A 24,728-nucleotide genomic window follows, 5' to 3' on the forward strand; every position below is an offset into this window, starting at 1 on the left:
GCCTGCGGGCATCGTGCGACCCGTGCGCGGGCTCTGGCGGTCTGCATGCGGACACGGGTCGACCCGCGTGTGTGTTCCGGCCCGTCGGTCTGCGGAGGTGGGGCGACTCGTGTGTGGGTCCCGGCCGACCCGCGTGCGGATGAACGGGTCGACCCGCGTCCGCATATGTCCTGCGTTGCTGCGAGCCCCGGTCGGGGCGGTTACATGTCGCGGGTCGTCAGGAATTGCAGGAGGGTTCGTAGCTCGTCCAGTGGTGCGGGCTTCAGGGGGAGTTCGGTGAGGAGGGTGTTCGCCGTGGCGATCTGGTGGTGGGCTTCCGCCAGGGCGCCTGATCTGCCGCCCGCCTCCTCGACGCGCGCGGCGACCTCCTCGGGGCGGGCGCCGGACTCCAGGAGTCCGGCGAGCGGCGCCGTTCGCAGGGCGAGCAGGACCGGCAGCGTCTTCTTGCGCTCGCGCAGATCGGCGTGGACGGCCTTGCCCGTGACGTCCGGATCGCCCCAGATCCCCAGCACGTCGTCGACGATCTGGAACGCGACCCCCAGATGCCGCCCGGCCCGGTCGAGCGTCGCGGCCACGGCGGAAGGGGCGCCGCCGAGCAGGGCGCCGAGCGCGAGCGAACCGCCCAGCAGGGCACCGGTCTTGCGCTCCACCATCGCGCGGTACTCCTCGGGCCGCACCTGCCCGGGGCCGCTCCAGGGACGCCCCGCGAACTGCAGGTCGTCCGCCTGGCCGTGCACGAGGTCGCCCATCGTCCGCGCCAACAGACGTACGGCCGACGGGCCTTGGGCGGTGTCCGCGAGCGTCTCGACGGCCAGCGCGAACAGCGCGTCCCCGGAGAGGAGCGCCGGTCCTGTGCCGTACGCCTCCCAGGCGGTGGGGCGGCCCCTGCGGGACCGGTCGCCGTCCATGATGTCGTCGTGGGTCAGCGAGAACACGTGCAGCAGTTCCGCCGCGACCGCGCCCGGCACCCCGGCCCGGCCGTCCGCGCCCACCGCCTCGGCCCCGAGCACCGCCAGCGCCTGGCGCACCCCCTTCCCGCCGGAGGCGTCCGCCGGGGCGCCGCCGACCTCGCACCAGCCCAAGGAGTACGCGGCCATCTCACCCACCCACGGATGCAGCCGCCCCACCGCCTCCCGCAGCCGGGGACGGACCAGCTCGCGGCAGCGGGAGAGAACCTGACGGGCGTCTGGGGTCGTGCGCAGTGCGATGCTCACCGGACGAACTCCTCCTGCGCTCGCGCCACCGTCTCCGCCGCGTGCCGCAGCCCGATCCGCCCGAACACCTCGGCCAGTTCGGCCAGTTCGGCGGCCGTCTCGGCACGGTCGCGCCCCAGGTGCGCCAGCGACTTGGCCAGGCCGAGCCGCGACAGCGCCTCCCCGCGCGGCTCCCGCATCGCACGGAACTCTGCGAGCGCCTCCTCGTACAGGTCCCGGGCCTCGGCGTACCGCCCGGCGCGGTAGAGGACGTTGCCGCGCATCTTGTGGTTGTAGGCGAGGGCGCCGGACAACTGCATCGCCCGGCAGCCCGTCTCCGCCTCCGAGAGCAGCGCGAGGGCCCGCTCCACGTCCCCGTCGCGCACGGACACGACGTCGGCGATCCCGCGCAGCGCCCACGCGTGACCGCGCCGGTCCTCCGCCCGCGCGGCGACCTCGGCGGCCTCCTCGAACAGGGCGTACGCGGTGTCGTAGGAGCCGGTGTTGCGGTGCATCTGCGCGATGCCCTCCAGCGCCCACACGGTGTGCCGTGCCTCGCCGCGCCGGCGGGCCTCGGCGAGCAGTTGTTCGTGCAGCCGGCCCACCGCCTCGTAGTCGCCCTGGATGCGGCCGGTCTCGGCGAGCCCGGCCAGCGAGTAGCCGCGGACGACGATGTCCCCGCCCCGCTCGCCGAGTTCGGCCGCGAGCGCGAGGAGCCGCCGGGCCAGCGGGAACGCGCCGCGCTGCCGCGCCAGCGTGCCGCCGCTCCACAGCGCCCAGGCCATCGCCCCGACGTCGCCCGCCGCCCGTGCGGCCCGGTAGCTCGCCTTCCACGCCCGGTCCGCCTCGCCGACCCGGCCGAGCCGCCGGTGCGCCTCGGCGACGGCGAGCCCGGAGCGGGCGGCCTCGCCGTGGGCCCCGGCCCGCTCGGCCGCCCTCAACTGCTCGGTACCGGCGGCCAGTACCTCGGTGAGGGACGAGTTCACGGACAGGGTGGTGAGGGCGCCCTGATACTCGGGGGCGAATGCCTTGCCGTACATGGATGCCTTTCGCGTCCGTATACACATGATCTCTGCATCGCGTGTATACGCAGCATGTATACACGCTGTGTATAGACCGTGTGTATAGAGCCTGGAAAATGTGCCCTGGCCCGGGGGGGGCCAGGGCATCACGTGCTGACGGTCAAGACGACGGTCGGGCCGGTGGGGTTGCTCGTGAGGCGGAGATCACCTTCCGCGGTCGGAGGTGCCGAGGCTCCGGTCAGTGCTGCTGGGGCTTCTGCGGTGTCGCCTCGCTCGGCCGCACGACGACGTACCCCTGGCCCCGGAGCATCAGCTGGACTGCCTCACCCGAACCGCCGCGCAGCATCGAGCCGATGGACTGCGACCGGTGCAGCGAGGTCTCGAGCCCCGCCGTCCAGCCGACGACCGCGTCCGTGTCGACGTACACCGGGTACTGCGGTGACACCGGGATGACCAGCGGATTGCCCTCGCAGACCAGGCCCAGTCTGCCCTGGCCGGTGAAGACGCTGTTGAACAGACCGCCCCCGGCGATGCCCGCGCCCTTGACCGTCGCTATCCGGTACGACAGCGACGCGTCGAAGCACAGGACGTTGCGGCCGTTGACGGTGAACTCGTCACCGGGGTCGACCTCCACGATGAAGCAGTTCTGCGCCTCCTGCGCGAACCACGCCTCGCCCTGACCGCGCACCGTCATCAGCGGCAGCCCCTCGCCGGTGACCGCGCGCTTGAGCATGCCGCCCACGCCCTGCCCCTTGCGCTCGAACTGGAGGCTGCCCCGGTACGCGATCATCGCCCCCTGGCGGGCCAGCATCTCCCCATTCACCGAGTACTTGACGCACTTGGCGTTCTCGACCGTCATGCCCGGCGCCGCGGCGGGCTGGACCATGTACTCACTGGAAAAGAGGTCACCCTTCATGAGGGCATGGTGTCCCGGAGGGCAGCCCTCCGTCACGGGGGCCGACGCCCGGCGCGCCGCCGGACCGCTCAGGCGCCGAAGAGCTGGGTCCAGTACGTGCCCGCCGCGCCGCCGCCCGCGAAGCCGACCCCGATGTGGGTGAAGTCCGGCTTCAGGATGTTGGCGCGATGGCCGGGGCTGTTCATCCAGCCCTCCACGACCTCGGCCGCCGAACGCTGGCCGCAGGCGATGTTCTCGCCGATCGAGCGCCGGTGCGCGCCCGCCGCAGCGGCCCGGTCCCAGGGCTGTGTGCCGTCCGGTGAGGTGTGCGAGTAGAAGGCCCGGGCGACCATGTCCGCGCTGTGTGCCTGCGCGGCGTCCGTGAGCCGGGGGTCCGGGGCGAGCGGGGGCAGCCCGTGCCGGGACCGTTCCCGGTTGGTGAGGCCGACGACGTCCGACGCCGTGCGGGTCAGGGCGGCGGGGGAGAAGGGACCGGCCCACAGCGCCGTCCAGTACGTGTCCCCGGACCGGCCGTCGACGGCGTGCCCGAACCCCGCCTGGGTGAACGCCGCGTCGAGCAGCGTCCGGCGGGGCTGGTCGCCGCGCAGGCAGTACTGGACGAACTCGGCGGGGGAGCGCGGGCCGGAGACCAGGTGCTCGCCGACGGTGATGTACGCGTAGCCGGTGCCGCTCAGGCGCTGGTGCACGGAGACGCCGTCGGGCGTCTCGGCGCCGAGACGCCCCGCCGCGGCCATGGCGGCGGCATGGTCCTGCGCGGCGGCACCGAGGCGGGCGTCCAGCGCGACGGGCGGGGAACCGGCGCCCGCGCGGGCCGGGTTGACCAGCGCCAGGAAACCGTCGGGGTCGGCGCCGGAGGCCGGGGCGGAGGCGACGGGGTGCGGCGGCCGGGGCGTGTCGTCGGCGACGTCCACCCCGAAGTCCCGTGCCATCCCGGCCAGTCCGTCCGCGTAGCCCTGGCCCAGCGCCCGCAGTTTCCAGCCGGTGCCGCGCCGGTACAGCTCGGCGAGGAGCAGCACCGTCTCGTGCCGCGGACGCGGCGGGGCGAACCGGGCCAGCGGCCGGCCGCCCGCGCCGGTGACGTGCAGGACGGGCGCGGGCAGAGTGCCGAGCGGGGTGCCGGGGTCGGCGGCGCTGACGACGACCGTGACGCGGGTGGCGCCCGCGCGCAGCCGGGCCGGGTCGATCGTCAGGGTGTCGCCGGCGAGGCGGGCGCCGGGGGCGGCGGGCTGGTTGAAGAAGACGAAGTCCGCGTCACCGCCCACCTTGCCGCTGTCGCCGGTGACCAGTGCGGACACGTCGAAGGGGCCGGGGACCCGGACGGTCACGGCACCGCCGGGCAGGGGCACGTTGCCCCCGGGGACCAACTCGGTCATCACGCCGTCCTGGTGCTGTCGTGCGAAGGGGGAGTGCCAGGACAACGTCCGCGGGGTTCCGCCCGGTTCCCGGCGGCTCAGTCCCGGGCCGCTCCCGTCACGTCCTCCAGGGGGACGTCCGGCGCGATGTCCTCGTGGCGCTCGACGAAGCCGGAGCCGCGCACCGTCCGTGCGCTCCTGCCGCAGAACGCGGCCTCCAGGGTGCCCGTGAGGGTGTTGAGCACGGCCCCGTTGTTGGAGGTGTTGGCGAGCGAGGTCAGGCTGCGTCCGCCGTCCGCGGAGGTGAACGCGTACGTGTAGTAGCCCTGGACGGCGCCGGTGTGGCCGTACACCGACCGTCCGCACGACAGGGTGCGGCGGCGCAGGCCGAGGCCGTACGCGGTGGTGCTGTTCACCTTCCACCAGCGGCGCATCTGGTCCAGGCTCGCGCGGCTGGTCAGCTTCCCGCGCAGCAGCGCCGACAGGAAGGTGTCGAGGTCCTTCGCGCTGGAGACGATCGCGCCCGCGCTCTGCGCCCAGGACGCGGTCTGCCGGGTGGCGTCGACCAGGGCGCCACCCGCGGCGTCCGGGGTGAGATAGCCGCGCGTGTGGCGCCCGGGGAGCTCGGTGCCGGGGTGGACGTAGAAGGTGTCCTTCAGCTTCAGCGGCTCGAACACGCGGGTCCGGTACGCGGTGGCGACCGACTGGCCGGTCAGCTTCTTGATGAGCATGCCGGCGACGACGAAGTTGGTGTTGGAGTACGCGTAGGCGGCACCGGGGCGGTTGGTGCGGGCGTGCCGCAGGGAGAGCTTCATCAACTGGCGGTAGGTGAACACCTTCGTGCGGACCGACTCGAATCCGGGGACCGTCCGCGCGAACATGTCGTTCGTGTAGTCGTACAGACCGCTGCGGTGGCTCAGGACGTGCCGCACGGTGATGCGGTCGTCCGGCAGCAGACCCGGCAGATAGCGGTCGACCGGCGCGTCGAGGCGCAGCTTCTTCTCGTCGACGAGCTGGAGCAGCACCACGGTGGAGAACGTCTTGGTGACGCTGCCGATGCGGAACCGGTCGAGGGTGCTGATCGCCCGCCGGGTCGTGCGGTCGGCCACCCCGGCGGTCGCCCGGTGGACCTCGCCGCGGTCGTCGATCCGGGCCAGCGCGCCTGGGGCGCCCTGCCGGACGGCCGTGCGCAGGACGCTCCGCAGCCCGGCGACGTCCGGTTCCGGCAGGGCGGCCGTCGACCCGGCGGTGTCCGCCCGGGAGATGCCGGGTTCATCGGCCGTGGCCTGCGCCGGAACGGCGAGCAGGGACAGCAGGACCGCCCCGGACACCGTCGCCCGGCGGAGCGTTGCTGAAGCCATTCCTCGGATCTCCTGACTCTCGTGTCGTCCCGCGTCGTCCTGTGCCGCGTGGGCCGTTCCGTGATGCGAGATCGATCACACGCCGCGCGGGCAACCCGCTCGCATCCCGTCACCTCTCCACAGCCGACGCACAGTTGGTGATCCGTCGATCACCGAGCGGCGCGGATTTGCCAAGTATTGCCGTGAAGATCCAGAAATCGTCGCATTTGGGGTTTACGTGGACATGGCACTTCCGTAAGGGTTGCGGCCGGGGCCCGACCAGCCCCCATGGCGCTCAACCGCGCCATGAGACAGGACGGTTGGCCCGCGCCGGCCGTCCTCGCGCGAAGGAACCCTCAACCGTGCGCAGACCCCACATACGCGCCCTGGCGCTCGCCGTCGCCGTGACCACGGCCGCCACCGGACTGGCCGGAACGGCCGTCGCCGCGCCCGCCGGACAGCGGGTGACCGCCGCCTCCGTCGTCGGGGCCGCCCGCACGGCGGCGTTCGCCCACGCCGGAGCCACCGGAGTCGCACCGGGCGACGAGCTCCACGCCCTGGACGTGCTGATCGACCCGGAGGGCGCCCGCCACGTCCGTTTCGCGCGGACCCGTCTCGGCATGCCGGTCCTCGGCGGCGACCTCGTCGTGCACCTCACCGAGCGGCTCGGATACGCCGGCGTGACGCGCGCCGCCGGCCACCGGGTCGCCGCGACCGCCACCGCCTCCCGCGCCCGGCTGACCGCGGGCGAGGCCGAACGGAAGGCCGCCGCCCTCGCCGAGGGGGAGGCCGGTCCCGCCGAACTCGTCGTCGACGCCCGCGAGGGCGCCTCCGCCCTCGCCTACCGGGTCCGGGTCGGCGGCAGCGCCACCACCGAGGCCGGCGGCTCGCGGACCGTCGTCGTCGACGCCGTCACCGGCGAGGTGCGCAGCGACACGCCCGACAGCGACGAGTTCCTGTCCCCGCACCTGATCGACGCGCTCCGCGAGCGCGGCGAGACCGTCGACCCGGAGACCGGCACCGCGCCCACGACGGCCCTCGCGGCGACCGCCGGCGGCACCGGCCGGTCCCTGTTCGCCGGGAAGGTCGCGCTCACCACCACCCGCACCGGCGCGCACGGCTACCTGCTGAAGGACCCCACCCGCTGGGGCACCGAGACCCGTGACGCGGGCGGCCGGGAGCCGGAGAACTTCGCCCGCGGCAAGAAGTTCACCTCCTCCACCGACAAGTGGGGCAACGGCACCCTCTCCAGCCGCGCCAGCGCCGCCGTCGACGCCCAGTACGGCGTCGCCGAGACCCTCGACTTCTACAAGGAGACCTTCGGCCGCAAGGGCATCGCCGGAAACGGCAAGGGCGCCCGCGCGATGGTCCACTTCGGCGACAAGGTCGCCAACGCGTTCTGGGACCCGGCCTGCGGCTGCATGCTCTACGGCGACGGCGACGGCCGGGAGATCCGCAAGCCGCTCGTCGTCCTCGACGTCACCGGACACGAGCTCACCCACGGGGTCGTCGACGCGACCGCCGCGCTGGAGCCGACCCGCGTGGACGAGGACGGCAATCAGTACGGCGAGGCCGGCTCCCTCAACGAGTCGCTGGCCGACATCTTCGGTTCCGCTGTCGAGTTCAGCGCGGCCAACCCGAAGAACCCGCCGAACTACCTCGTCGGCGAGAAGCTCGGACTGGACCAGAAGTTCCTGCGCCGCCTCGACAAGCCCTCCCTCGACGTCCTCGAAGGGGCCGTCGACTACTGGTCGCCGGCTGTCCGCGACGCCGAGGTGCACGCCGGTTCGGGCGTCTCCTCGCACGCCTACTACCTCCTCGCCGAGGGCAGCGGACGCAAGAGGATCGGCGCCGTCACCTACGACTCGCCCACCGTCGACGGCCTGCCCGCCCGGGGCATCGGACGCGCCAAGGCCATCGCGGTCTACTACCGAGCCCTGACCCGCTACATGGTCTCCACGACCGACTTCCACGGCGCCCGGACGGCGACCCTGAAGGCGGCCAAGGACCTCTACGGCGCGGGCAGCGCCGAGTACAAGGCCGTCGACCGCTCCTGGGCGGCCGTCGACGTCACCGCCGCCAACACCCCGGCGGCCCGGCACTGATCGGGCCCCGGCCACCGGGCCTTCTCCGCCCGGTGGCCGGGGTGCACCCGCCCCTCGGCGCACACCTGGCTCAGGGTCGGCTCACAGCCAATTCCGTTTCTTTTATTGACGACGGAAAAGAACACCTCTACGTTTCCGGCCATGAGCCCGACCCCGCGAGCCGAGACGTTCCCGGTCAACACACCCGCCACCGCGCAGGTGTTCACGACCGTGCTGTCCCAAGGCCCGCTCCCGCGCCTGGAGGTGGCCCGCCGGGCCGGACTGTCCCCGGCCGCCGTCACCAAGGCGGTCAGACCCCTCATCGAGGCCGGATACCTCACCGAGGGCGCCGACGAGGACGCGCGCCCCGCGCTCGGACGCCCCGCCCACCTCGTACGGGTCGCGGGCGGCCGGGCCCTGTTCCTCGGCGTCAAGGTGACCGGGGACGAGGCCATAGGAGTCCTCACCGACCTGTGCTGCCGCATCCGCGTCGCCCGTCATCTCCCCCTGCCCGACCGGGAACCCCGGGCCGTCCTCGCCGTCCTCGCCGACCTGGTCCAGCAACTCCTCGCCGAGGCGCAGGACACGCTGGGCCTCACCGCCCCCGTCCTCGGCCTCGGTATCGCCGTCTCCGGGGACGTCGACCGCGCCGAAGGCGTCGTGCGCTACTCGCCGTTCCTGGAGTGGCGCGACATCCCGCTCGCCGAACTCGCCTCCATGACCTGTGGGTTGCCCGTCACCGTCGACAACGACGTGCGCGCCCTCACCGTCGCCGAGCAGTGGTTCGGGGCGGGCGCCGGACTCTCCGACTTCGCCGTGGTGACCGTCGGCGCCGGCATCGGCTGCGGCCTCGTCGTCCACGGCCGGGTCGTCGCCGGGGCGCACGGTGTCGCCGGGGAGATCGGCCATGTGACCGTCGACCCGGCCGGGCCGCCCTGCCACTGCGGCAACCGCGGCTGCGTGGAGGCGATCGCCGGGGAGGCCGCGATCGTCCGGCAGATCCGCGAGGCCACCGGCGCCGAAGTCACCGACGCCGAGGCCGCGTTGGCCATGGCCCACCGGGGCGTCGCCGGCGCGCGCGAGGTCTACGCCCGGGCGGGCGCGGCGATCGGCCGGGGCATCGCCACCGTCGCCAACCTGCTGGGCCCCGAGCGCGTGATCATCTCCGGTGAGGGCCTGACCGCCTACGACCTGTTCGCCGAACAGATCCGGAACGCCTTCGTCGCCGCGGCCTTCGGCTCCGCCGCCCGCTGCGACGTCCTGACCCGCCCGCTGCCCTTCGAGGAGTGGGCCCGCGGCGCCGCCGCCACCGCGATCCAGTCCTTCGTCCGAGCCGACGCCCCGTAACCGACCCCCGCGACCCCTCCTTCCGGCACTCCTCACACCCCCGCACCCGCCGAACCCACCCTGGAGGTACGACCCATGCGGTCATCCTCGTACGCCGCCGTGCCCGCACGCGCTCTCAGAGCCCTCGTCGTCCTGGCCCTCGCCGCCGGAGCCGTCAGCGCCACCCCGGCCGCCCGCGCCGAGACCACGGCCGGCCCCGCCACCCCCACCACGACCGCTCTCGCCGCCAAGCCCTACATGGGCTGGACGAGTTGGAGCATGCAGTCCTCCAAGTACCCCGGCCTCAACCCGGACGGCGACTACAGCTACCTCACCGAGGCGAACGTCCTCAAGCAGGCCGACGCCATGGCCAGGAAGCTGAAGAAGTACGGCTACGAATACGTCAACATCGACGCCGGCTGGTGGATGGACAAGACCTGGAAGTCCGGGTTCGACGCCTACGGCCGCCAGCAGGCCGACCCCACCCGTTTCCCGCGCGGCATGAAGGCCGTCGCCGACGACCTCCACGCCAAGGGCCTCAAGGCCGGCATCTACCTCCCGGCCGGCCTGGAGAAGGGCGCGTACGGCGACGGGAAGAACCCGGTCTGGCACGCCGACGGCTGCACCACCGCCGACATCGTCTACGACGACCTGCGCACGACCAACGGCTGGGACAGCTCCTACAAGCTCGACTTCGGCAAGGCGTGCACCCAGAAGTACATAGACTCCCAAGCCCAGTTGATCGCCGGCTGGGGCTACGACTTCCTCAAGCTCGACGGCGTCGGCCCCGGCTCCGGCAAGAGCGGCGACCAGTACGACAACGTTGCCGACGTGGCCGCCTGGCACCAGGCGATCGCCGCCACCGGCCGCCCCATCCACCTCGAACTGTCCTGGTCGCTGGACATCGGCCACGCCGCCGACTGGAAGAAGCACTCCCAGGGCTGGCGCATCGACACCGACGTCGAGTGCTACTGCAACACCCTGGTCACCTGGGAGAACTCCGTCGACGACCGCTGGGACGACACCCCGGCCTGGACACGGCACACCGGCCCCGGCGGCTGGAACGACCTCGACTCCCTCGACGTGGGCAACGGCGAGATGGACGGCCTGACCAAGGCCGAACGGCAGAGCTACGCCACCCTGTGGGCCATCGCCAAGTCCCCGCTCTACACCGGCGACGACCTCACCAGGCTGGACTCCTACGGCCTGTCGCTGCTGACCAACCGCGAGGTCATCGCGATCGACCAGAGCGCCGACCCGGCCGCGCACCCCGTCACCCCCTCCGACCCGCAGCAGGTGTGGGCCGCGAAGAACGCCGACGGCACCTACACCGTCGCCCTGTTCAACCTCGCCGACAAGCCCGCCTCGGTCACCGCCGACTGGCAGACCCTCGGCTTCACCGGCAAGGCGTCCGTGCGTGACGTGTGGAACAAGGAGAACCTCGGCACCTACACCGGCAAGGTCACCCAGGCCCTGCCCGCCCACGGCTCCCGCCTGTTCACCGTCACGCCGCGCGGAACCGCCCTCACCTGGAAGGGAGTCGAGGCCGAGTCCGCCGCCAACACCCTCTCCGGCAACGCCTCCGTCGCGGGCTGCTCCGCCTGCTCCGACGGCAAGAAGGTCGGCAACCTCTACACGGGCGGCAAGCTCACCGTCAACGACGTGACCGTCGCCAAGGCGGGCACCTATCAGATCAAGGTCGCCTACGTCAGCGGGGACGCCCGCTCGGTGACCGTGGCCGCCAACAGCGGCGCCGGGGCGAGCCACAAGTTCCCCTCCACCGGCGACTGGTCCACGGTCTCCACCGTGTACGTGCCCGTGACGCTCAAGGCGGGCAGCAACACGATCACCTTCGACAGCGGCACCGGCTACGCGCCGGACATCGACCGGATCGACGTACCCGAACTGTCCTGAGACCCCCACCAGGAGCCGTCATGCACACCGAACCGTCCCAGCCGCTGTCCAGACGCACCCTGATGGCCCTCGCCACGGCCACCGGAGCCCTCACCGCCCTGCCCGCCTTCACCGCCTCCGCGGCGCCCGAACGCCCCGTCGCGGACACCCCGCCGAAGAGCGGCACCGCACGGGACACCCTGTGGTGGCAGGCGCCCGGCGACGAGCACTCGATGATCGAACAGGGCCTGCCCGTCGGCAACGGCCGCATCGGCGCTCTCGCGAGCAACGACCCCGGCCGTGAACTCCTCCTCGTCACCGACGCCACGCTGTGGACCGGCGGCCTCAACGACACCCTCGAATCCGACGGCCAGTTCCCCTACGGCCGCGAGGACTTCGGGTCCCTGACCCTGCTGGCCCGCCTCACCGTCGACCTCCCCGACCACGACCTGTCCGCCGTCCACGGCTACCGCCGCACCCTCGACCTCGCCCAAGGCGTCGTCGGTGCCTCCTACGTCCGCGACGGGGTCACCTACCGGCGGCAGATCTTCGCCAGCCACCCCGACGACGTGATCGTCCTCCACTTCACCCAGAGCGGCGGCGGCCGGTACACCGGCACCGTCACCCTGGCGGGCACCCACGGCGAGGACCCGGCCCTCTCCTTCGGCGCCGCCTTCGGCAACGGACTGCGCTACGGCGCCGCTGTCCACGCGTACGGCGACGGCGGCACCGTCCGCGTCGACGGCACCCGCGTCGACTTCACCGGCTGCCGTGAACTGACCGTCCTGCTCAGCGGCGGCACCAACTACGCCCCGGACACCGCCGCCCGCTACCGCGACCCCGCCCTGCACCCCGAGAAGCTCGCGAAGGCCAAGGTCAGGGAGGCCGCCCGGCACCCGGTCGCCACCCTGCTGCGCACCCACGCCGCCGACCACCGCGCCCTCTACGACCAACTCGCCCTGGACCTGGGTGAGTCCAGCGCCGACCAGCGCGCCCAGGACACCTGGGAACGGCTCACCGCCCGCACCCGGGACGGCATACCCGACCCCGAACTGGAGGCGCAGTACCTTCAGTTCGGCCGCTACCTGATGATCGCCGGATCGCGCGACAGCCTCCCGCTCGGCCTCCAGGGACTGTGGCTGGACGGCAACGACCCGGACTGGATGGGCGACTACCACACCGACATCAACATCCAGATGAACTACTGGATGGCCGACCGCACCGGGCTCGGTCAGTGCTTCGACGCGTTCACCGACTACTGCCTCACCCAGCTGCCGGACTGGACGGACGTCACCCGCCGCCGCTACCAGGACCCGCGCAACCGGTACCGCAACTCCACCGGGAAGGTGGCCGGCTGGGCGGTCGCCTTCTCCACCAACCCCTACGGCGGCAGCGGCTGGTGGTGGCACCCGGCGGGCAACGCCTGGCTGTGCGAGACCCTGTGGGAGCACTACGAGTACGACGGCTCCACGGCCTACCTGGAGCGGATCTACCCCCTGCTCAAGGGCGCCTGCGAGTTCTGGGCCGCCCGGCTGCTGACCACGACGCTGCCGGGCACCACCCGCGAGGTGCTCATCGACGACAGCGACTGGTCGCCCGAGCACGGACCCCAGGACGCCAAGGGCATCACCTACACCCAGGAACTCCTGTGGGCCCTGTTCGGCCACTTCTGCACCGCGGCGGCCGAGCTGAAGAAGGACGGCGCGTTCGCCGACACCATCGCGGGGATGCGCAGACGCCTCTACCTGCCCCAGGTCAGTCCGACCACGGGCTGGCTGGAGGAGTGGATGTCGCCCGACAACCTCGGCGAGACCACCCACCGCCATCTCTCCCCGCTCATCGGCCTCTTCCCCGGCGACCGCATCCGCCCCGACGGCTCCACACCCCGGGAGACCGTCGACGGCGCCACCGCGCTCCTCACCGCGCGTGGCATGAACAGCTTCGGCTGGGCCAACGCCTGGCGCGCCGCCTGCTGGGCCCGGCTGAAGCACGCCGACCACGCCTACCAGCTCGTCGTCAACAACCTCCGCCCCTCGGCGGACGGCTCCAACGGCACCGCGTTCAACCTCTTCGACATCTACGAGACCAACCCCGGCCGGGGCATCTTCCAGATCGACGCCAACTTCGGCACCCCGGCCGCGATGATCGAGATGCTGCTGTACTCCCGGCCCGGCCACATCGAGCTGCTGCCCGCCCTGCCCGGCGCCTGGGCCGGGTCCGGGTCGCTGATCGGGGTGAAGGCACGCGGCGGCTTCGTCGTCGATCTACGGTGGAGGGATGGGAAACCGACCGAGGCGAGGATCCGCAGCGTCGGCGGGCGCACCACGACGGTCGCGTTCGCGGGGAGGAGCCGTACCGTGAGCCTGAAGCCGGGCGGTTCCGTCACGCTCAAGGACCTCGGCCGGTGACCCGGGCGGCGCGCGCGGTGGCCGTCGTCCTGCTGGCCGCCGCGCTCCAGACCGTCCCCGCCTCGGCGGCCGACCGGACCCCCGTCGAGGTGCCCGAGGGTGTCGTCACCTGGGGTGCGAGCGCCGACCGGATCGGTGACGCGGCGGCCGACCGCGGCTACCGCATGGTCGTGCACACCAGCGTCGGCGGCAGGGATCCGCGCATCCGGCTCTCCAACGCCTTCGGCGACCGTCCGGTCACCTTCGACAGCGCCTACGCGGGCCTCCGGCAGGAGGGCGCCGCGCTGGTCCCGGGCTCCAACCGGCGGCTCACCTTCGACGGGGAGCGGTCGGTCACCGTCCCCGCCGGCGCCGTCGCCTACAGCGACCCGCTGCCCGGGAAGCTGCCCGCCGCGAGCGACCTGGTCGTCAGCATCCACACCCCGGACGCGGCGGGCCCGGTCACCGGCCACTGGATGGCGATGCAGACGTCGTACGGCGGCTGGGGCGACCACACCGGCGAGGAGGGTGCCGCGCACTGGACGGAGACGACGGGGTCCTGGTTCTACCTGGACTCGGTCTCCGTGCGGGCGGACGCGGGCGCGGTCGTCGCGCTCGGCGACTCCATCACCGACGGGTGGCAGTCCTCCACCGATCTGAACCGGCGCTGGCCCGACTACCTGGCCCGCCGCCTCCAGAAGGCGGACGGCACGGTGAAGGGCGTCGCCAACGAGGGCATCTCCGGCAACCAGGTCCTCGCCGACGGCGCCGGACAGGCCGCCCTGAACCGCCTGGACCGGGACGTCCTGTCCCAGCCGGGCCTGCGCACGGTGTTCCTCTTCGAGGGCGTCAACGACATCAAGGCCCACACCGGCGTCACCGCCGAGCGGCTCATCGACGGCTATCGCCGGATCGCCGAACGGGCCCGAGCGGCCGGCATGTGCGTGGTCGGCGCGACGGTCGCCCCCTTCAAGGGCTGGCCGGAGTGGGACGCGGACGCCGAGGCCGTACGCCAGGAGGTCAACGAGTTCATCAGGACCAGCGGGGAGTTCGACGCGGTCGCCGACTTCGACCGCATCCTGCGCAACCCCTACGACCACGAGCGGATGATGCCCTTCTTCGACGGCGGGGACCACATCCACCCCAACGACAAGGGCATGGCGGCGATGGCCGACGCCGTCGACCTGAAGGCCCTGGAGTGCGAACCGTCCTGACGGCCCGTCAGTCCGAGGCGATGAGCCCTTCGCGATAGGCGACGGCCACCGCCTCGGTCCGGCTCGAAGCACCCAGCTTGGCGAGGATGTTCGACACATGGACGCTCGCCGTCTTGCCGCTGATGAACAGCTCCTCGCCGATCTGCCGGTTGCTCCGGCCGAGGGCGAGGAGCCGCAGCACGTCCCGCTCCCGCGCGGTGAGCGGGGAGGGTCCCTCCTGCGGCGCGGCGGCCGTCAGCCGGCCCCGGCGCGTCAGCGTGTCGATCAGCTCCAGCAGCGGCGCCGCGCCCAGCCGCGCCGCGGTCTCGCGGGCCGCCGCGGCCTCGGCCGCCGCCTCCTGCCGCCGCTCGGCCACCAGGAGCGCCTCCGCGTGCCGGAACCGGCAGCGGGCCAGCTCGTAGGTGTCACCGAACGCGAACGCCGCCACGGCCTTCTTCCAGGCCGTCACGTCCGGCCCGGACACCGCGCGCACGGCCTCCGCCTCGGCCCGCGCCAGCCACGCCTGCCCCTCGGGCCCCTGCGGGGTGCCGCTCTCGCCGCGTCCGGCCACGAACCGGGCCGTCTCCACCAGCTCGCCCGCCGTCTCCGCCCACCGGGCCGCCCCCGCCCCGTCCCCGGTCAGCCGCAGCGCGCCGGCCGCGTCCGCGACCGCCGCCAGGGCCAGCGCGGCGAGCCGCACCGTCACGTCCGGCCGCGTCCCCGCGTCGTCGGTCAACGCCTTGACGGCGGAACGCAGTCGCTCCACCGCGCCCTCGGCGTCACCGCGCAGCGCCGCCGCGTCGATCAGCACGATGGCCGCCACCAGCGTGCCCATCCAGTCGAAGTGCCCGTGGAGCAGGCCCCGTACCCGTTCGGCGGCCGTGAAGTCCCCGCGCGCCAGGGCGACATAGAACGCGGGCGCGGAGGTGTGCCCGGCCACGGCGGGCAGCGCGTCGGAGTCGGCCGCCGCCGCGCGCAGGCACTCGTCCCAGCGGCCCAGCGTGTAGAGGACGAGCAGCCGCAGATAGCGCATCTCCAGCGGGTAAGGCGACGACAGCAGCCCTGCCCGGCGGGCCCGGTCCAGACCCTCGGTGAGCCAGGGCAGGCTCGCCTCCAGATCACCGGCCTCGTAGGTGCCGACGGCCAGGTTGTACAGGGCCCTCAGCTCCACCGTCCGGTTACCGGAAGCATGCGCCAACTCCCTTGCCTTCAGAAGGCGTTCACGGCCCTCCGGGCTGCGGCGGCCGTCGCCCTCCTGTACCGCGAGGGAGACCAGCAGATCGGCGCGGGCGTCCGTCACCTCCAGCTCCTCCGCGACCTTCAGGGCCTGGCGGGCCACCCGCAGGGCGGTCTCGTTCTCCCCGACGTGCCGGGCCGCCATGACATGGGTCGCCGCCGCCCACACCCACGTCGGTGACGGAGGATCGGCCGGGATCATGGCCAGCGCCTCGCTGCTGTACGCGTACGCGGCGCTCAGGGAGTCGACGGTCATCAGGTTCCCGGCCAGCGTGTAGCGCACCCGGGCGGCCAGTTCGGAGTCGGCGTCCTGGTCCATGTCCGCGAGCGCGGCCCGGGTCAGCGACACCGCGCGGTGCAGCTCCCCGGCGTGCGCGGCGGCGGAGGAGGCGCGCAGGGTGAGCGTCACCCGGTCCGCACCGGGCCGGGCCGACGGCTCGACCGCCGCCCACAGGTCCAGGGCCGTCTCCAGATGCCGCAGCTCCTCGGCCGGCGCCCCGACCCGCTGCGCGTGGTCCGCCGCCTCCAGCGAGGCGGCCAGCGCCTCGGCCAGGTCATGGCTCTCCCGGTAGTGATGGGCGCGCTCCGCCGCGGACTCCGCCGGGCGTCCCCGCCCCGACAGCAGCCGGGCGAACCTCCCGTGCAGCCGCGCCCGTTCGCCGGGCAGCAGATCGGCGTAGACCGCCTCTCGGGCCAGCGCGTGCCGGAAGGAGTAGGTGTCCGCGTCACCGGGCACGAGGAGTTGCCGTCCCAGGGCCTCCCGCAGTGCCGACTCCAGCTCGTCCTCGGGCAGTTGGACGGCGTCCCGCAGCAGTTCGTGCTCGACGCGCCGCCCGGCCACCGCCGCCGTGCGCAGGACCTGCTGGGCGGTGTCGGAGAGCTGCTCGAAGCGGATCAGCAGCACGTCGGCCAGCCCGGACGGCACCCCGCCCGACTCGCTGCCCGTCGCGGCGACCAGTTCCTCGGCGTAGAAGGCGTTTCCCTCGGCGCGTTCCACGATCCGGCGGACCGTGGCGTCCGGCAGCGGCCGGTCCCGGAGCGCGCGCACCAGCCGGGCGACCTCGGCGTCCGCCAGCGGCGGCAGCTCCAGCCGCTCCACCGAGGGCAGCCGCACCAGCTCCGCCAGCAGCGGACGCAGCGGATGCCTGCGGTGCAGGTCGTCCGAGCGGTACGACGCGAACACCGCGAGCCGGTGGGCGGGCGCCCCGCCCGAGGGCCGCTGGAGGACACCCCGGCTGAGCAGGAACCGCAGCAGATCGCGGGAGGACTGGTCGGCCCAGTGCAGATCCTCCAGCACCAGCAGCAGCGGCGCGACGGCGGTGAGTTCGGCCAGCAGCCCCGCCATGCCCTCGAAGAGCCGCAGCCGCCCGCCCAGGTCCTGGGCGTCGTCGGCGCCCAGCAGCCGGTCGACCACGGGATGGCCCGCGAGGACGGACGCGAACCGCTCGTCGCCCGCGAGCGCCCCCAGCACCTCGGTGAACGGCAGATACGGGAGGCCCACGTCGCCCAGGTCGACACAGTGCCCGGTGAGGACGGTCATCCCGTCGTGGGCGGCGAGAGCCGCGAGTTCGTCCAGCAGCCGGGTCTTGCCGACCCCGGCGTCACCGGAGATCAGGACGGCCCGCGCCTCCCCGCCCCGCGCGCGCGACAGCACTCCGGCCAGCCGGGACGACTCGTCGTCCCGTCCGACGAGCGGCGAGGTGAAAGAAGGTTCGAGCACGACGACATATTAGGCGCGCAGCGTCTTCGCCCAGTCGGCGGGAACGCGTCCCTCGGGGCCGGGTGCGGGCTGGTCGGCGGGGTGGCTGTCCGGCGGGGCGAGCGAGGGCCCGGAGTCGAACATCTCCTGGGTCTCGAAGTTCCAGAACCACTCCTCGCCGGGCTCGTAACTCTGCACCAGGGGATGGCCGGTGTCCCGGTAGTGGGCGGTGGCGTGCCGGGCGGGGGAGGAGTCGCAGCACCCCACGTGACCGCACTGCGCGCACCGGCGCAGATGGAACCACCAGCCGCCCGCCGCGTCGCAGTCGACGCAGCCGGCCCCGCTGGGCTCCGCGCTCGGGTCGAGCCCCTTGATGTCGCTCATACGCACTCCTCGTTCATGCCGAATCCCCTGAGCTCACGCCGGCTCGCGGACGTGCCCGCCCGCCCCTCGACGCTCACGCCGGCTCATCGATCGTGTCGTTCTCCTCGACGGTCAGCGGCAGCAGCACCTGGAACCGGGTGTCGCCCGGCTCCGACTCGACCTGGAGTGTCCCGTGGTGCTTGTTGACGACGATCCGCCACGAGATGTCCAGCCCGAGACCCGTGCCCTCGCCCACCGGCTTGGTGGTGAAGAACGGATCGAAGATACGGCTCCGGATCTCCGCGGGCACCCCGGGCCCGGTGTCCCGGAACTCCACCAGCAGCCGCTCGGTGTCGAGCGCGGTCCGCACCGTCAACGTGCCCTCGCCGCCCGCGCCGTTGATCGCGGCGACGGCGTTGTCGATGAGGTTGGTCCACACCTGGTTGAGCTCCGCCGGATAGGCGGGGATCTTCGGCAGCGTCCGGTCGTACTCCTTGACCACCTTGATCCGCTGTCCGATCTTCCCGGAGAGCATCAGCAGGGTGGAGTCGAGGAGTTCATGCACGTCGGCGTTCTGGAAGGGCGCCCGGTCGAGCTGCGAGTACTGCTTGGCGGCGTCCACCAGATGGGAGATGCGGTTGGTCGAGTCGTTGATCTCGTCCATCAACAGCTCGGTCTCGACCGTGTAGTTGAGCCAGCCGATCGCGCTCGGCAGGATCTGCTCGTCCACGGCCGCCGCGATCTGGTCCAGCCAGTCCGCGTCCAGTCCGGCCTGCACGAAGGTGGGCGCGAGCCGCCAGCCGTCCTGGATGTCGTGGTCGTCGAGCCAGTCGGTGACCTCGTCCTCCCGGTCGGAGGCCTCCAGCGGGCTCAGCACCGGTGCCTTGGCGACCCGTTCGGCGGTCCGCTCCTGGATCTCGATGAGGTTCGCCATCTGCTCGGGGGAGTAGCTGCCCTGGGCGATGATCGCGAGCTTGTGCCGCATCTTGCCCACCCGCTCGCGCAGCGTGGCGGTGGCCCGGACGGCCGCGGCGGCCGGGTTGTTGAGCTCGTGCGTCAGACCGGCGGACAACGAGCCGAGCGCCAGCAGCCGTTCGCGCTGTCCGATGGCGCGCTGGGTGTTCTTCGACCCGAAGAACAGTCCCTCCAGCAGATGCACCGCCATCGGGAACCACTCCTGCATGAACGCCGCGAACGTCTCGCCGGGCAGCACGAAGAACCGCGTCGGCTCCGTGACCCGCATCGAGTTGTTGTAGACCTGCCGCACCCGGTCCCCGAGGTACGCCTGCATCGATCCCGCGTACACCCCGCGCTGGGAGGTACGGGTGACCTCGACGTCGTCGGCTCCGACCCGCCGTGACAGTACGACCGTGCCCTCGATCATCACGTAGAAGCAGGTGGCGGGGTCGCCCTCGGCGTACACGGGGCCGGGCTCGAACCGCTCCACCCGGCCCTCGGCGCACAACTGGCCGAGCTGCTCGGGCGAGAGCTTCTCGAACAGGAACAGCGACCCGATCTCCGTCGGGCTGCACGGCACCGGCTGCCCGCTCATGACTGCTCCAGATACCGGTGGACGAGCATCACGGCCATGGCTCCCTCTCCGACGGCGGACGCGACCCGCTTGGCGGACTCGGCGCGCGCGTCACCCGCGACGAACACACCGGGCACATCGGTCTCCAGGTGGTACGGCGGCCGGTCCAGCTCCCAGCTCGCCGGCGGACGCCCGTCGGCGGACAGGTCGGGCCCGGTCAGCAGGAACCCGTGCTCGTCGCGCGCGACCGTGCCGTCCAGCCAGGCCGTCAGCGGGGCCGCCCCGATGAACACGAACATCCACTGCGCGTCGACGAGTTCGGTCGCCCCGGTGTCCACGTCGCGCAGCGTCAGCTGCTCCAGATGGTCCGAGCCGTGCGCCTCCTCGACGACGGTACGGGCCCGCACGAAGATGTTCGGCGCCTCGTTGATCTGCTGGATCAGGTAGTACGACATCGACGCCGTCAGGTCCGCCCCGCGCACCAGCAGCGTCACCGACTTCGCGCCCCGGGACAGGTACATCGCCGCCTGCCCGGCCGAGTTGGCGCCGCCGACGATGTACACGTCGTGGCCCTGGCAGGAGGGCGCCTCCGTCAGCGCCGACCCGTAGTACACCCCGCACCCGGTCAGGTCGACGCAGCCCGGTGCCTGGAGCTGCCGGTAGGACACGCCCGTCGCGAGGATCACGCTGTGGGCGGCGACCGAGGAGCCGTCGGAGAACCGGACGACCCGGGCCGCGCCGTTGACCTCCAGGCCCGTCACCTCGCGCGCGGTGAGGATCTCGGCGCCGAACTTGGCGGCCTGGCGGCGGGCCCGGTCGGTGAGCTGGGAGCCCGACACCCCGTCGGGGAAGCCCAGATAGTTCTCGATGCGGGAGCTCTGCCCGGCCTGGCCGCCGGTCGCCGACCGTTCCACCAGGACCGTCCGCAGCCCCTCCGACGCCCCGTACACGGCCGAGCCGAGCCCGGCGGGCCCGCCGCCGATCACGACCAGGTCGTAGAACTCCGACGTCGGGGTCGTCGCCAGCCCCACCCGGGCGGCCAGCTCCGGCGCCTCGGGGGCGACCAGCGGCGACCCGTCCGGGGTGATCACCAGCGGGAGGCTCCGGTCGTCCTGCCCGGCCGCCGCGAGCAGCCGCTGCCCCTCGGGCTCGTCGGCGGAGTACCAGCGGTAGGGCACCTGGTTGCGGGCGAGGAACTCGCGCACCTCCGACGACCGGGCCGACCAGCGGTGCCCGACCACCTTCGTGGTGCCCACCGAACGGAAGTCACTGCACCGCCACGCCTCCAGGAGGTCGTCCAGGACGGGGTAAAGCTTCTCCTCGGGCGGGTCCCACGGCTTGAGCAGATAGTGGTCCAGGTCCACGACGTTGATCGCGTCGATCGCCGCGCTCGTGTCCGCGTACGCCGTCAGCAGCACCCGGCGCGCGCCCGGATAGATGTCCAGGGCCTGTTCCAGGAACTCGATGCCGTTCATCTGCGGCATCCGGTAGTCGGCGAGGATCACCGCGACCAGGTCGCCGCGGAGCTTCAGCTCGCGCAGCGCCTCCAGCGCGGACTCCCCGGACTCGGCGCGCACGATCCGGTAGGACTCGCCGTAGCGCCGCCTCAGGTCGCGGGCGACGGCGCGGGAGACCCCCGGGTCGTCGTCCACGGTCAGGATGACGGTCCGCGCTGTCTCGGCGGCCTGTGCCATTCGTCTCCCACCCCGGGTCGTCGGCTACGGCTGTGGCCCATCGTATGTTCGAACGTCCCGCTTCGCTCAGGTATGCGGCGTCCCGCCGCCGAGCACGCAGAACTCGTTGCCCTCGGGGTCCTGGAGCGTCACCCAGGAGAAGGCGCCGTAGCTCTGTTCGGGACGCCGTGCGCCGAGCGCCAGGAGCCGGGCGACCTCGGTGGCCTGGTCGTCGGGGCGGAAGTCGAGGTGCAGCCGGTTCTTGCCCTTCTTCGCCTCGGGCACCTGGAGGAACAGCAGGCCCGGCATCCGGTCCGGCTCCGGCCTGATCTCGTACTCGTCCGGTCCGTCGGCGACGAACACCCAGCCCAGCGCCTCGGCCCACCAGTGGCTCAGCGCCGCCGGGTCGGCCGAGTCCACCACCACCTGTTCCCACTGAAGGCTCATGGTCGCAGCGTAGTGAAGACTGGGGCCGAGATGCTTGATCTTTTTCCGCTCCACCGTTCTTCACGATCTTGATCGTCCTTCGAGAGGGAGACAGCCGGATGACGCGTCCGATCACCGCCGGGTTCGACGGAACCGAGGAGAGCCTCGCCGCACTGGACTGGGCGGCCCGGGAGGCCGTCCGCCGCGGACTGGCGCTGCGGATCGCGCAGGTCTGGCGGTTCCACCCGGACGAGGCGCTCGGCGTGGTCGCGGACCGGGACGCGCAGGCCGGCTGGGTCGGTGAAGCGGTGGCCGAGGCCGCCCGTACGGTCACCGCACGGCACCCGGGGCTCACCGTGACGACCGACGCCCCCGAGGGCGACACCGTCGAGACGCTGGTCGCCGCGGCGGCCGACGCCGAGATGCTCGTCCTCGGCTCGCGCGGGCACGGGGCCGTCGTCGGCTTCCTGCTCGGCTCGGTCGGCCAGCAGGTCGTCGTCGGGGCGGAGCGGCCCGTGGTGTTCGTCCGCGCCGGTGACGAGGCCTCCGCCGAGGCCGCCGGACGCGAGATCGTCGTCGGCCAGGAGGGCGACGACCCGCAGGACGGCGCCGCCGCCCTGCGGTTCGCGTTCGAGACCGCCGCCGCGCGCGGGGCGACCGTCCGCGCGGTACGGGCCTGGACGCTGCCCCCGGTGTTCGCCTACAGCCCCGGCTCGCTGAAGCTGCTCGACGAGGCGGGCGGCCTCGAACCGCGCGAGAAGCAGGCGCTGGAAACCGCGCTGGAACCCTGGCGCGAGCAGTTCCCCGGGGTGCCCGTGGTGGAGCACGTGGAGATGGGCAGCGCCGGGCAGGTGCTGCTGTCGGTGGCCGCGCGCGCCCAGCTCATGGTCGTGGGCCGCCGCGCCCGTCGTACCGCCGTCGGTGCCCGCATCGGCTCCGTCGCGCACGGGGTGCTGCACCACGCGGGCTGCCCGGTGGCCGTGGTCCCGCCCGCCTGAGCCGCGCGCCCTCTCACTCCTCCGCGGGCTCGGTGGGCTGGAGGGTCTCCCGGGCCCGGGGGAGGATGGAGGCGATGTAGTCCTCGACGGCCGTGCCGAGCCCTATGTCGTGCTGGGCCCGCTCCGACATGTACCAGCGGTGCTCCAGGAGCTCGTGGTAGATCTCGGCCGGGTCCATCGCGCCGCGCAGCTCCAGCGGCACCGCGCGCACGGTCGGCCGGAACACGTCCCGCACCCAGCGGTGCGCGAGGACCTCGGGGCGGGCGCCGAGCGGGTCGCCCGGGGCGTAGTCGTCCTGGGTGGCCATCCAGCTCTCCAGGTCGTTCAGGAGCCGCCGGGCCTGGTTCTCCTCGGTGTCCAGGCCCGTCAGCCGCAACAGCTGGCGCTGGTGGTGGCCCGCGTCGACGACCTTGGGCACGAAGGTGACCGTGTCGCCGTTGTTCGCGTGCTCGATCTGCATCTCGGCCACGTCGAAGCCGAGTTCGTTCAGCCGGCGGATGCGGCGTTCGATGTAGTGGTACTTGCCCGCCGGGTAGACCGAGGTGCGGGTCAGCTCCTCCCACAGGCTCCGGTAGCGGGCGCAGATCTCCATGCCGAACTCGATGGGGTCCACGGAGGGATGCAGCGCCCCGGAGGCCTCCAGGTCGAGGAGTTCGCCGCTGATGTTCACCCGGGCGAGGTCGAGGTCGTACTCGCGCTGCCCGGTGCTCAGCTGCGGCTGGAGCTCGCCGGTCTCGGCGTCGACGAGATAGGCGGCGTAGGCGCCCGCGTCCCGCCGGAAGAGGGTGTTGGACAGGGAGCAGTCGCCCCACGCGAACCCGGCCAGGTGCAGCCGCACCAGGAGCACGGCCAGGGCGTCCATCAGCCGGTGCATGGTCGCGGGCCGCATCGTCGTCTCGAACATCGACCGGTACGGCATCGAGCCGCCCAGATGCCGGGTGACCAGGACGGACTCCAGCGGGTTGCCGTCCCGGTCGGTGCGGCCGGTGACCACGGCCAGCGGGTCCACCGAGGGGATCGCGAGCCGGTCGAGGTCGCGCAGCATGTCGTACTCGTTCAGCGCGGGCCGCTCGGCGAGTTCCTTCACCGCGATCACCTCGGTGCCGGCCCGGGCGTAGCGCACGACGTGCCGGGAGATGCCGCGCGGCAGCGGCACGAGGACCTCCTCGGGCCACTCCTCCAGCGGCACGTCCCACGGCAGTTCCAGCAGGAGCGCGGGGTGCTCCGGGTTCGTCGCGCTGATCTGCAGTGCCATGGTGCGGGTGTCCTCGTCTCGCGGGTGATCGTCAGCTCACCCTAGAGCGCGCGCTCCCTGGCCTGAAGTGCCGCTTCACCCAGTGGACCGCGGTGGGCCGGTCCGTGGCCCGGGAGCAGCAGATCGCCCTCCAGCTCCGCGAGCACGTCGAGCGAGGCCACGGCGCGGGCCCGCTCGTGGTGGAACATGTCCGGCAGCAGCTGGGGGCCCTTGATCCGGGACGTGGGATGCCCGCTCACCAGCGCGTCCCCGGAGATCAGCGCCCCGGTGCCGGGGAGGTGGAAGGCGACGTGCCCGTCGGTGTGCCCGGGCGTGTGCACGGGCACGGGCCGCCCCGGCAGATCCAGCGCGCCCTCCTTCGGGAACGCCTCCGGGCCGGTGACCGGCACGGGCGTCTTGCCGCCGGAGCGGATCGCGTGCAGCGCCCACGGCAGGACGCCCGGCCGCCAGCCGTTGCGCAGCACGTCGGCGACGGTCACCTGGTGCAGGAAGTCCCGGCGGGCGTGGGGGACTTCGGCCTCGTGGAGCAGGACCGGCGTGCCGTACGTGGCGCGCAGGTGCTCGGCCGAGCCGAGGTGGTCGTTGTGCGCGTGGGTGATCAGCACCGCCGCGACCGCCTCGGGCGCGCTGCCCACCTCGGCGAGCGAGGCGAGGACCTGCTCGCGGTCGCCGGGGTAGCCGGTGTCGACGAGGGTGACGGCGTCGCCCTCGGTGAGGATCACCCAGTTGGTGTTGCTGCCGTGCACCAGGTAGGTGCCGTCGGCGACTTGCTGCACATCGGCTCGCATGACCGTCCCGCTCGGTTTCGCTCGGTGGGGCCCGCCCCGATGCGCGCACCGGG

18 protein-coding genes are annotated in these 24,728 nt (G+C 72.9%); 6 read left to right on the plus strand and 12 right to left on the minus strand.

Annotated features, from left to right (window positions below):
* Positions 1-200 precede the first annotated feature (200 nt).
* The 5 genes from ACIPSE_RS31395 to ACIPSE_RS31415 all read right to left on the minus strand — a co-directional run bounded on the left by ACIPSE_RS31395 (position 201) and on the right by ACIPSE_RS31415 (position 5,844).
* Positions 201-1,214 carry a polyprenyl synthetase family protein gene (locus ACIPSE_RS31395; protein ID WP_401669109.1) on the minus strand — a complete coding sequence of 338 codons (1,014 nt, stop codon included), beginning with the start codon at positions 1,212-1,214 and terminating at the stop codon, positions 201-203.
* Positions 1,211-2,233, minus strand: a complete 1,023-nt coding sequence (locus ACIPSE_RS31400) for a tetratricopeptide repeat protein (RefSeq protein ID WP_401669112.1) — start codon at positions 2,231-2,233, stop codon at positions 1,211-1,213. The genes ACIPSE_RS31395 and ACIPSE_RS31400 overlap by 4 nt, the downstream gene beginning before the upstream one ends.
* A 220-nt stretch (positions 2,234-2,453) precedes the next feature.
* Positions 2,454-3,131, minus strand: a complete 678-nt coding sequence (locus ACIPSE_RS31405) for an AIM24 family protein (protein WP_401669114.1) — start codon at positions 3,129-3,131, stop codon at positions 2,454-2,456.
* A gap of 68 nt (positions 3,132-3,199) precedes the next feature.
* Positions 3,200-4,504, minus strand: a complete 1,305-nt coding sequence (locus tag ACIPSE_RS31410) for a CAP domain-containing protein (protein WP_401669116.1) — start codon at positions 4,502-4,504, stop codon at positions 3,200-3,202.
* A 77-nt stretch (positions 4,505-4,581) separates the two neighbouring features.
* A complete protein-coding gene (locus tag ACIPSE_RS31415; protein ID WP_401669119.1) occupies positions 4,582-5,844 on the minus strand; it encodes a serine hydrolase domain-containing protein in 1,263 nt (420 codons plus the stop codon).
* Positions 5,845-6,185: 341 nt separating this feature from the next.
* On the opposite strand from ACIPSE_RS31415, the gene ACIPSE_RS31420 reads away from it, so the two are divergent.
* The 5 genes from ACIPSE_RS31420 to ACIPSE_RS31440 all read left to right on the plus strand — a co-directional run bounded on the left by ACIPSE_RS31420 (position 6,186) and on the right by ACIPSE_RS31440 (position 14,727).
* Positions 6,186-7,928, plus strand: coding sequence for a M4 family metallopeptidase (locus ACIPSE_RS31420; RefSeq protein ID WP_401669121.1), 1,743 nt, complete (start codon positions 6,186-6,188; stop codon positions 7,926-7,928).
* A gap of 141 nt (positions 7,929-8,069) precedes the next feature.
* Complete coding sequence (locus tag ACIPSE_RS31425; protein WP_401669124.1) at positions 8,070-9,254, plus strand: ROK family protein; 1,185 nt, start codon at positions 8,070-8,072, stop codon at positions 9,252-9,254.
* 75 nt (positions 9,255-9,329) lie between these two features.
* A complete protein-coding gene (locus tag ACIPSE_RS31430) occupies positions 9,330-11,147 on the plus strand; it encodes an alpha-galactosidase D (RefSeq protein WP_401669126.1) in 1,818 nt (605 codons plus the stop codon).
* 20 nt (positions 11,148-11,167) lie between these two features.
* Complete coding sequence (locus tag ACIPSE_RS31435) at positions 11,168-13,534, plus strand: glycosyl hydrolase family 95 catalytic domain-containing protein (protein WP_401669129.1); 2,367 nt, start codon at positions 11,168-11,170, stop codon at positions 13,532-13,534.
* The gene (locus tag ACIPSE_RS31440; protein ID WP_401669131.1) at positions 13,531-14,727 is read left to right on the plus strand and encodes an SGNH/GDSL hydrolase family protein; all 1,197 of its coding nucleotides are present in this window, start codon (positions 13,531-13,533) and stop codon (positions 14,725-14,727) included. Before ACIPSE_RS31435 ends, ACIPSE_RS31440 begins: the two co-directional genes overlap by 4 nt.
* A gap of 7 nt (positions 14,728-14,734) precedes the next feature.
* Here ACIPSE_RS31440 and ACIPSE_RS31445 read toward each other — a convergent pair whose 3' ends face one another.
* The 5 genes from ACIPSE_RS31445 to ACIPSE_RS31465 all read right to left on the minus strand — a co-directional run bounded on the left by ACIPSE_RS31445 (position 14,735) and on the right by ACIPSE_RS31465 (position 21,655).
* Positions 14,735-17,662, minus strand: coding sequence for an AAA family ATPase (locus ACIPSE_RS31445; protein WP_401669134.1), 2,928 nt, complete (start codon positions 17,660-17,662; stop codon positions 14,735-14,737).
* 9 nt (positions 17,663-17,671) lie between these two features.
* Entirely contained in the window at positions 17,672-18,025 is a 354-nt protein-coding gene (locus tag ACIPSE_RS31450) for a UBP-type zinc finger domain-containing protein (RefSeq protein ID WP_401669136.1), read from the minus strand.
* Positions 18,026-18,098: 73 nt separating this feature from the next.
* Positions 18,099-19,556 (minus strand): ATP-binding protein, encoded by a 1,458-nt coding sequence (locus ACIPSE_RS31455; RefSeq protein WP_401669139.1) that lies wholly within the window; start codon positions 19,554-19,556, stop codon positions 18,099-18,101.
* Positions 19,553-21,229 (minus strand): FAD-dependent oxidoreductase, encoded by a 1,677-nt coding sequence (locus ACIPSE_RS31460; RefSeq protein ID WP_401669141.1) that lies wholly within the window; start codon positions 21,227-21,229, stop codon positions 19,553-19,555. The genes ACIPSE_RS31455 and ACIPSE_RS31460 overlap by 4 nt, the downstream gene beginning before the upstream one ends.
* Positions 21,230-21,295: 66 nt before the next feature.
* Positions 21,296-21,655, minus strand: a complete 360-nt coding sequence (locus ACIPSE_RS31465; RefSeq protein WP_401669144.1) for a VOC family protein — start codon at positions 21,653-21,655, stop codon at positions 21,296-21,298.
* 98 nt (positions 21,656-21,753) lie between these two features.
* Between ACIPSE_RS31465 and ACIPSE_RS31470 the strand changes: the two genes are divergently transcribed.
* Positions 21,754-22,632: a universal stress protein gene (locus tag ACIPSE_RS31470; RefSeq protein WP_401669146.1), complete on the plus strand. Its 879-nt coding sequence runs from the start codon at positions 21,754-21,756 to the stop codon at positions 22,630-22,632.
* A 13-nt stretch (positions 22,633-22,645) separates the two neighbouring features.
* Here ACIPSE_RS31470 and ACIPSE_RS31475 read toward each other — a convergent pair whose 3' ends face one another.
* Complete coding sequence (locus tag ACIPSE_RS31475) at positions 22,646-23,887, minus strand: DUF4032 domain-containing protein (protein WP_401669149.1); 1,242 nt, start codon at positions 23,885-23,887, stop codon at positions 22,646-22,648.
* Between the two features lie 41 nt (positions 23,888-23,928).
* Complete coding sequence (locus ACIPSE_RS31480; protein ID WP_401669151.1) at positions 23,929-24,675, minus strand: MBL fold metallo-hydrolase; 747 nt, start codon at positions 24,673-24,675, stop codon at positions 23,929-23,931.
* Positions 24,676-24,728 lie beyond the last annotated feature (53 nt).

Origin of the sequence: Streptomyces sp. NPDC090106 (genome assembly GCF_044747265.1) — a bacterium.
In the GTDB taxonomy this organism is placed as follows: Bacteria; Actinomycetota; Actinomycetes; order Streptomycetales; family Streptomycetaceae; genus Streptomyces.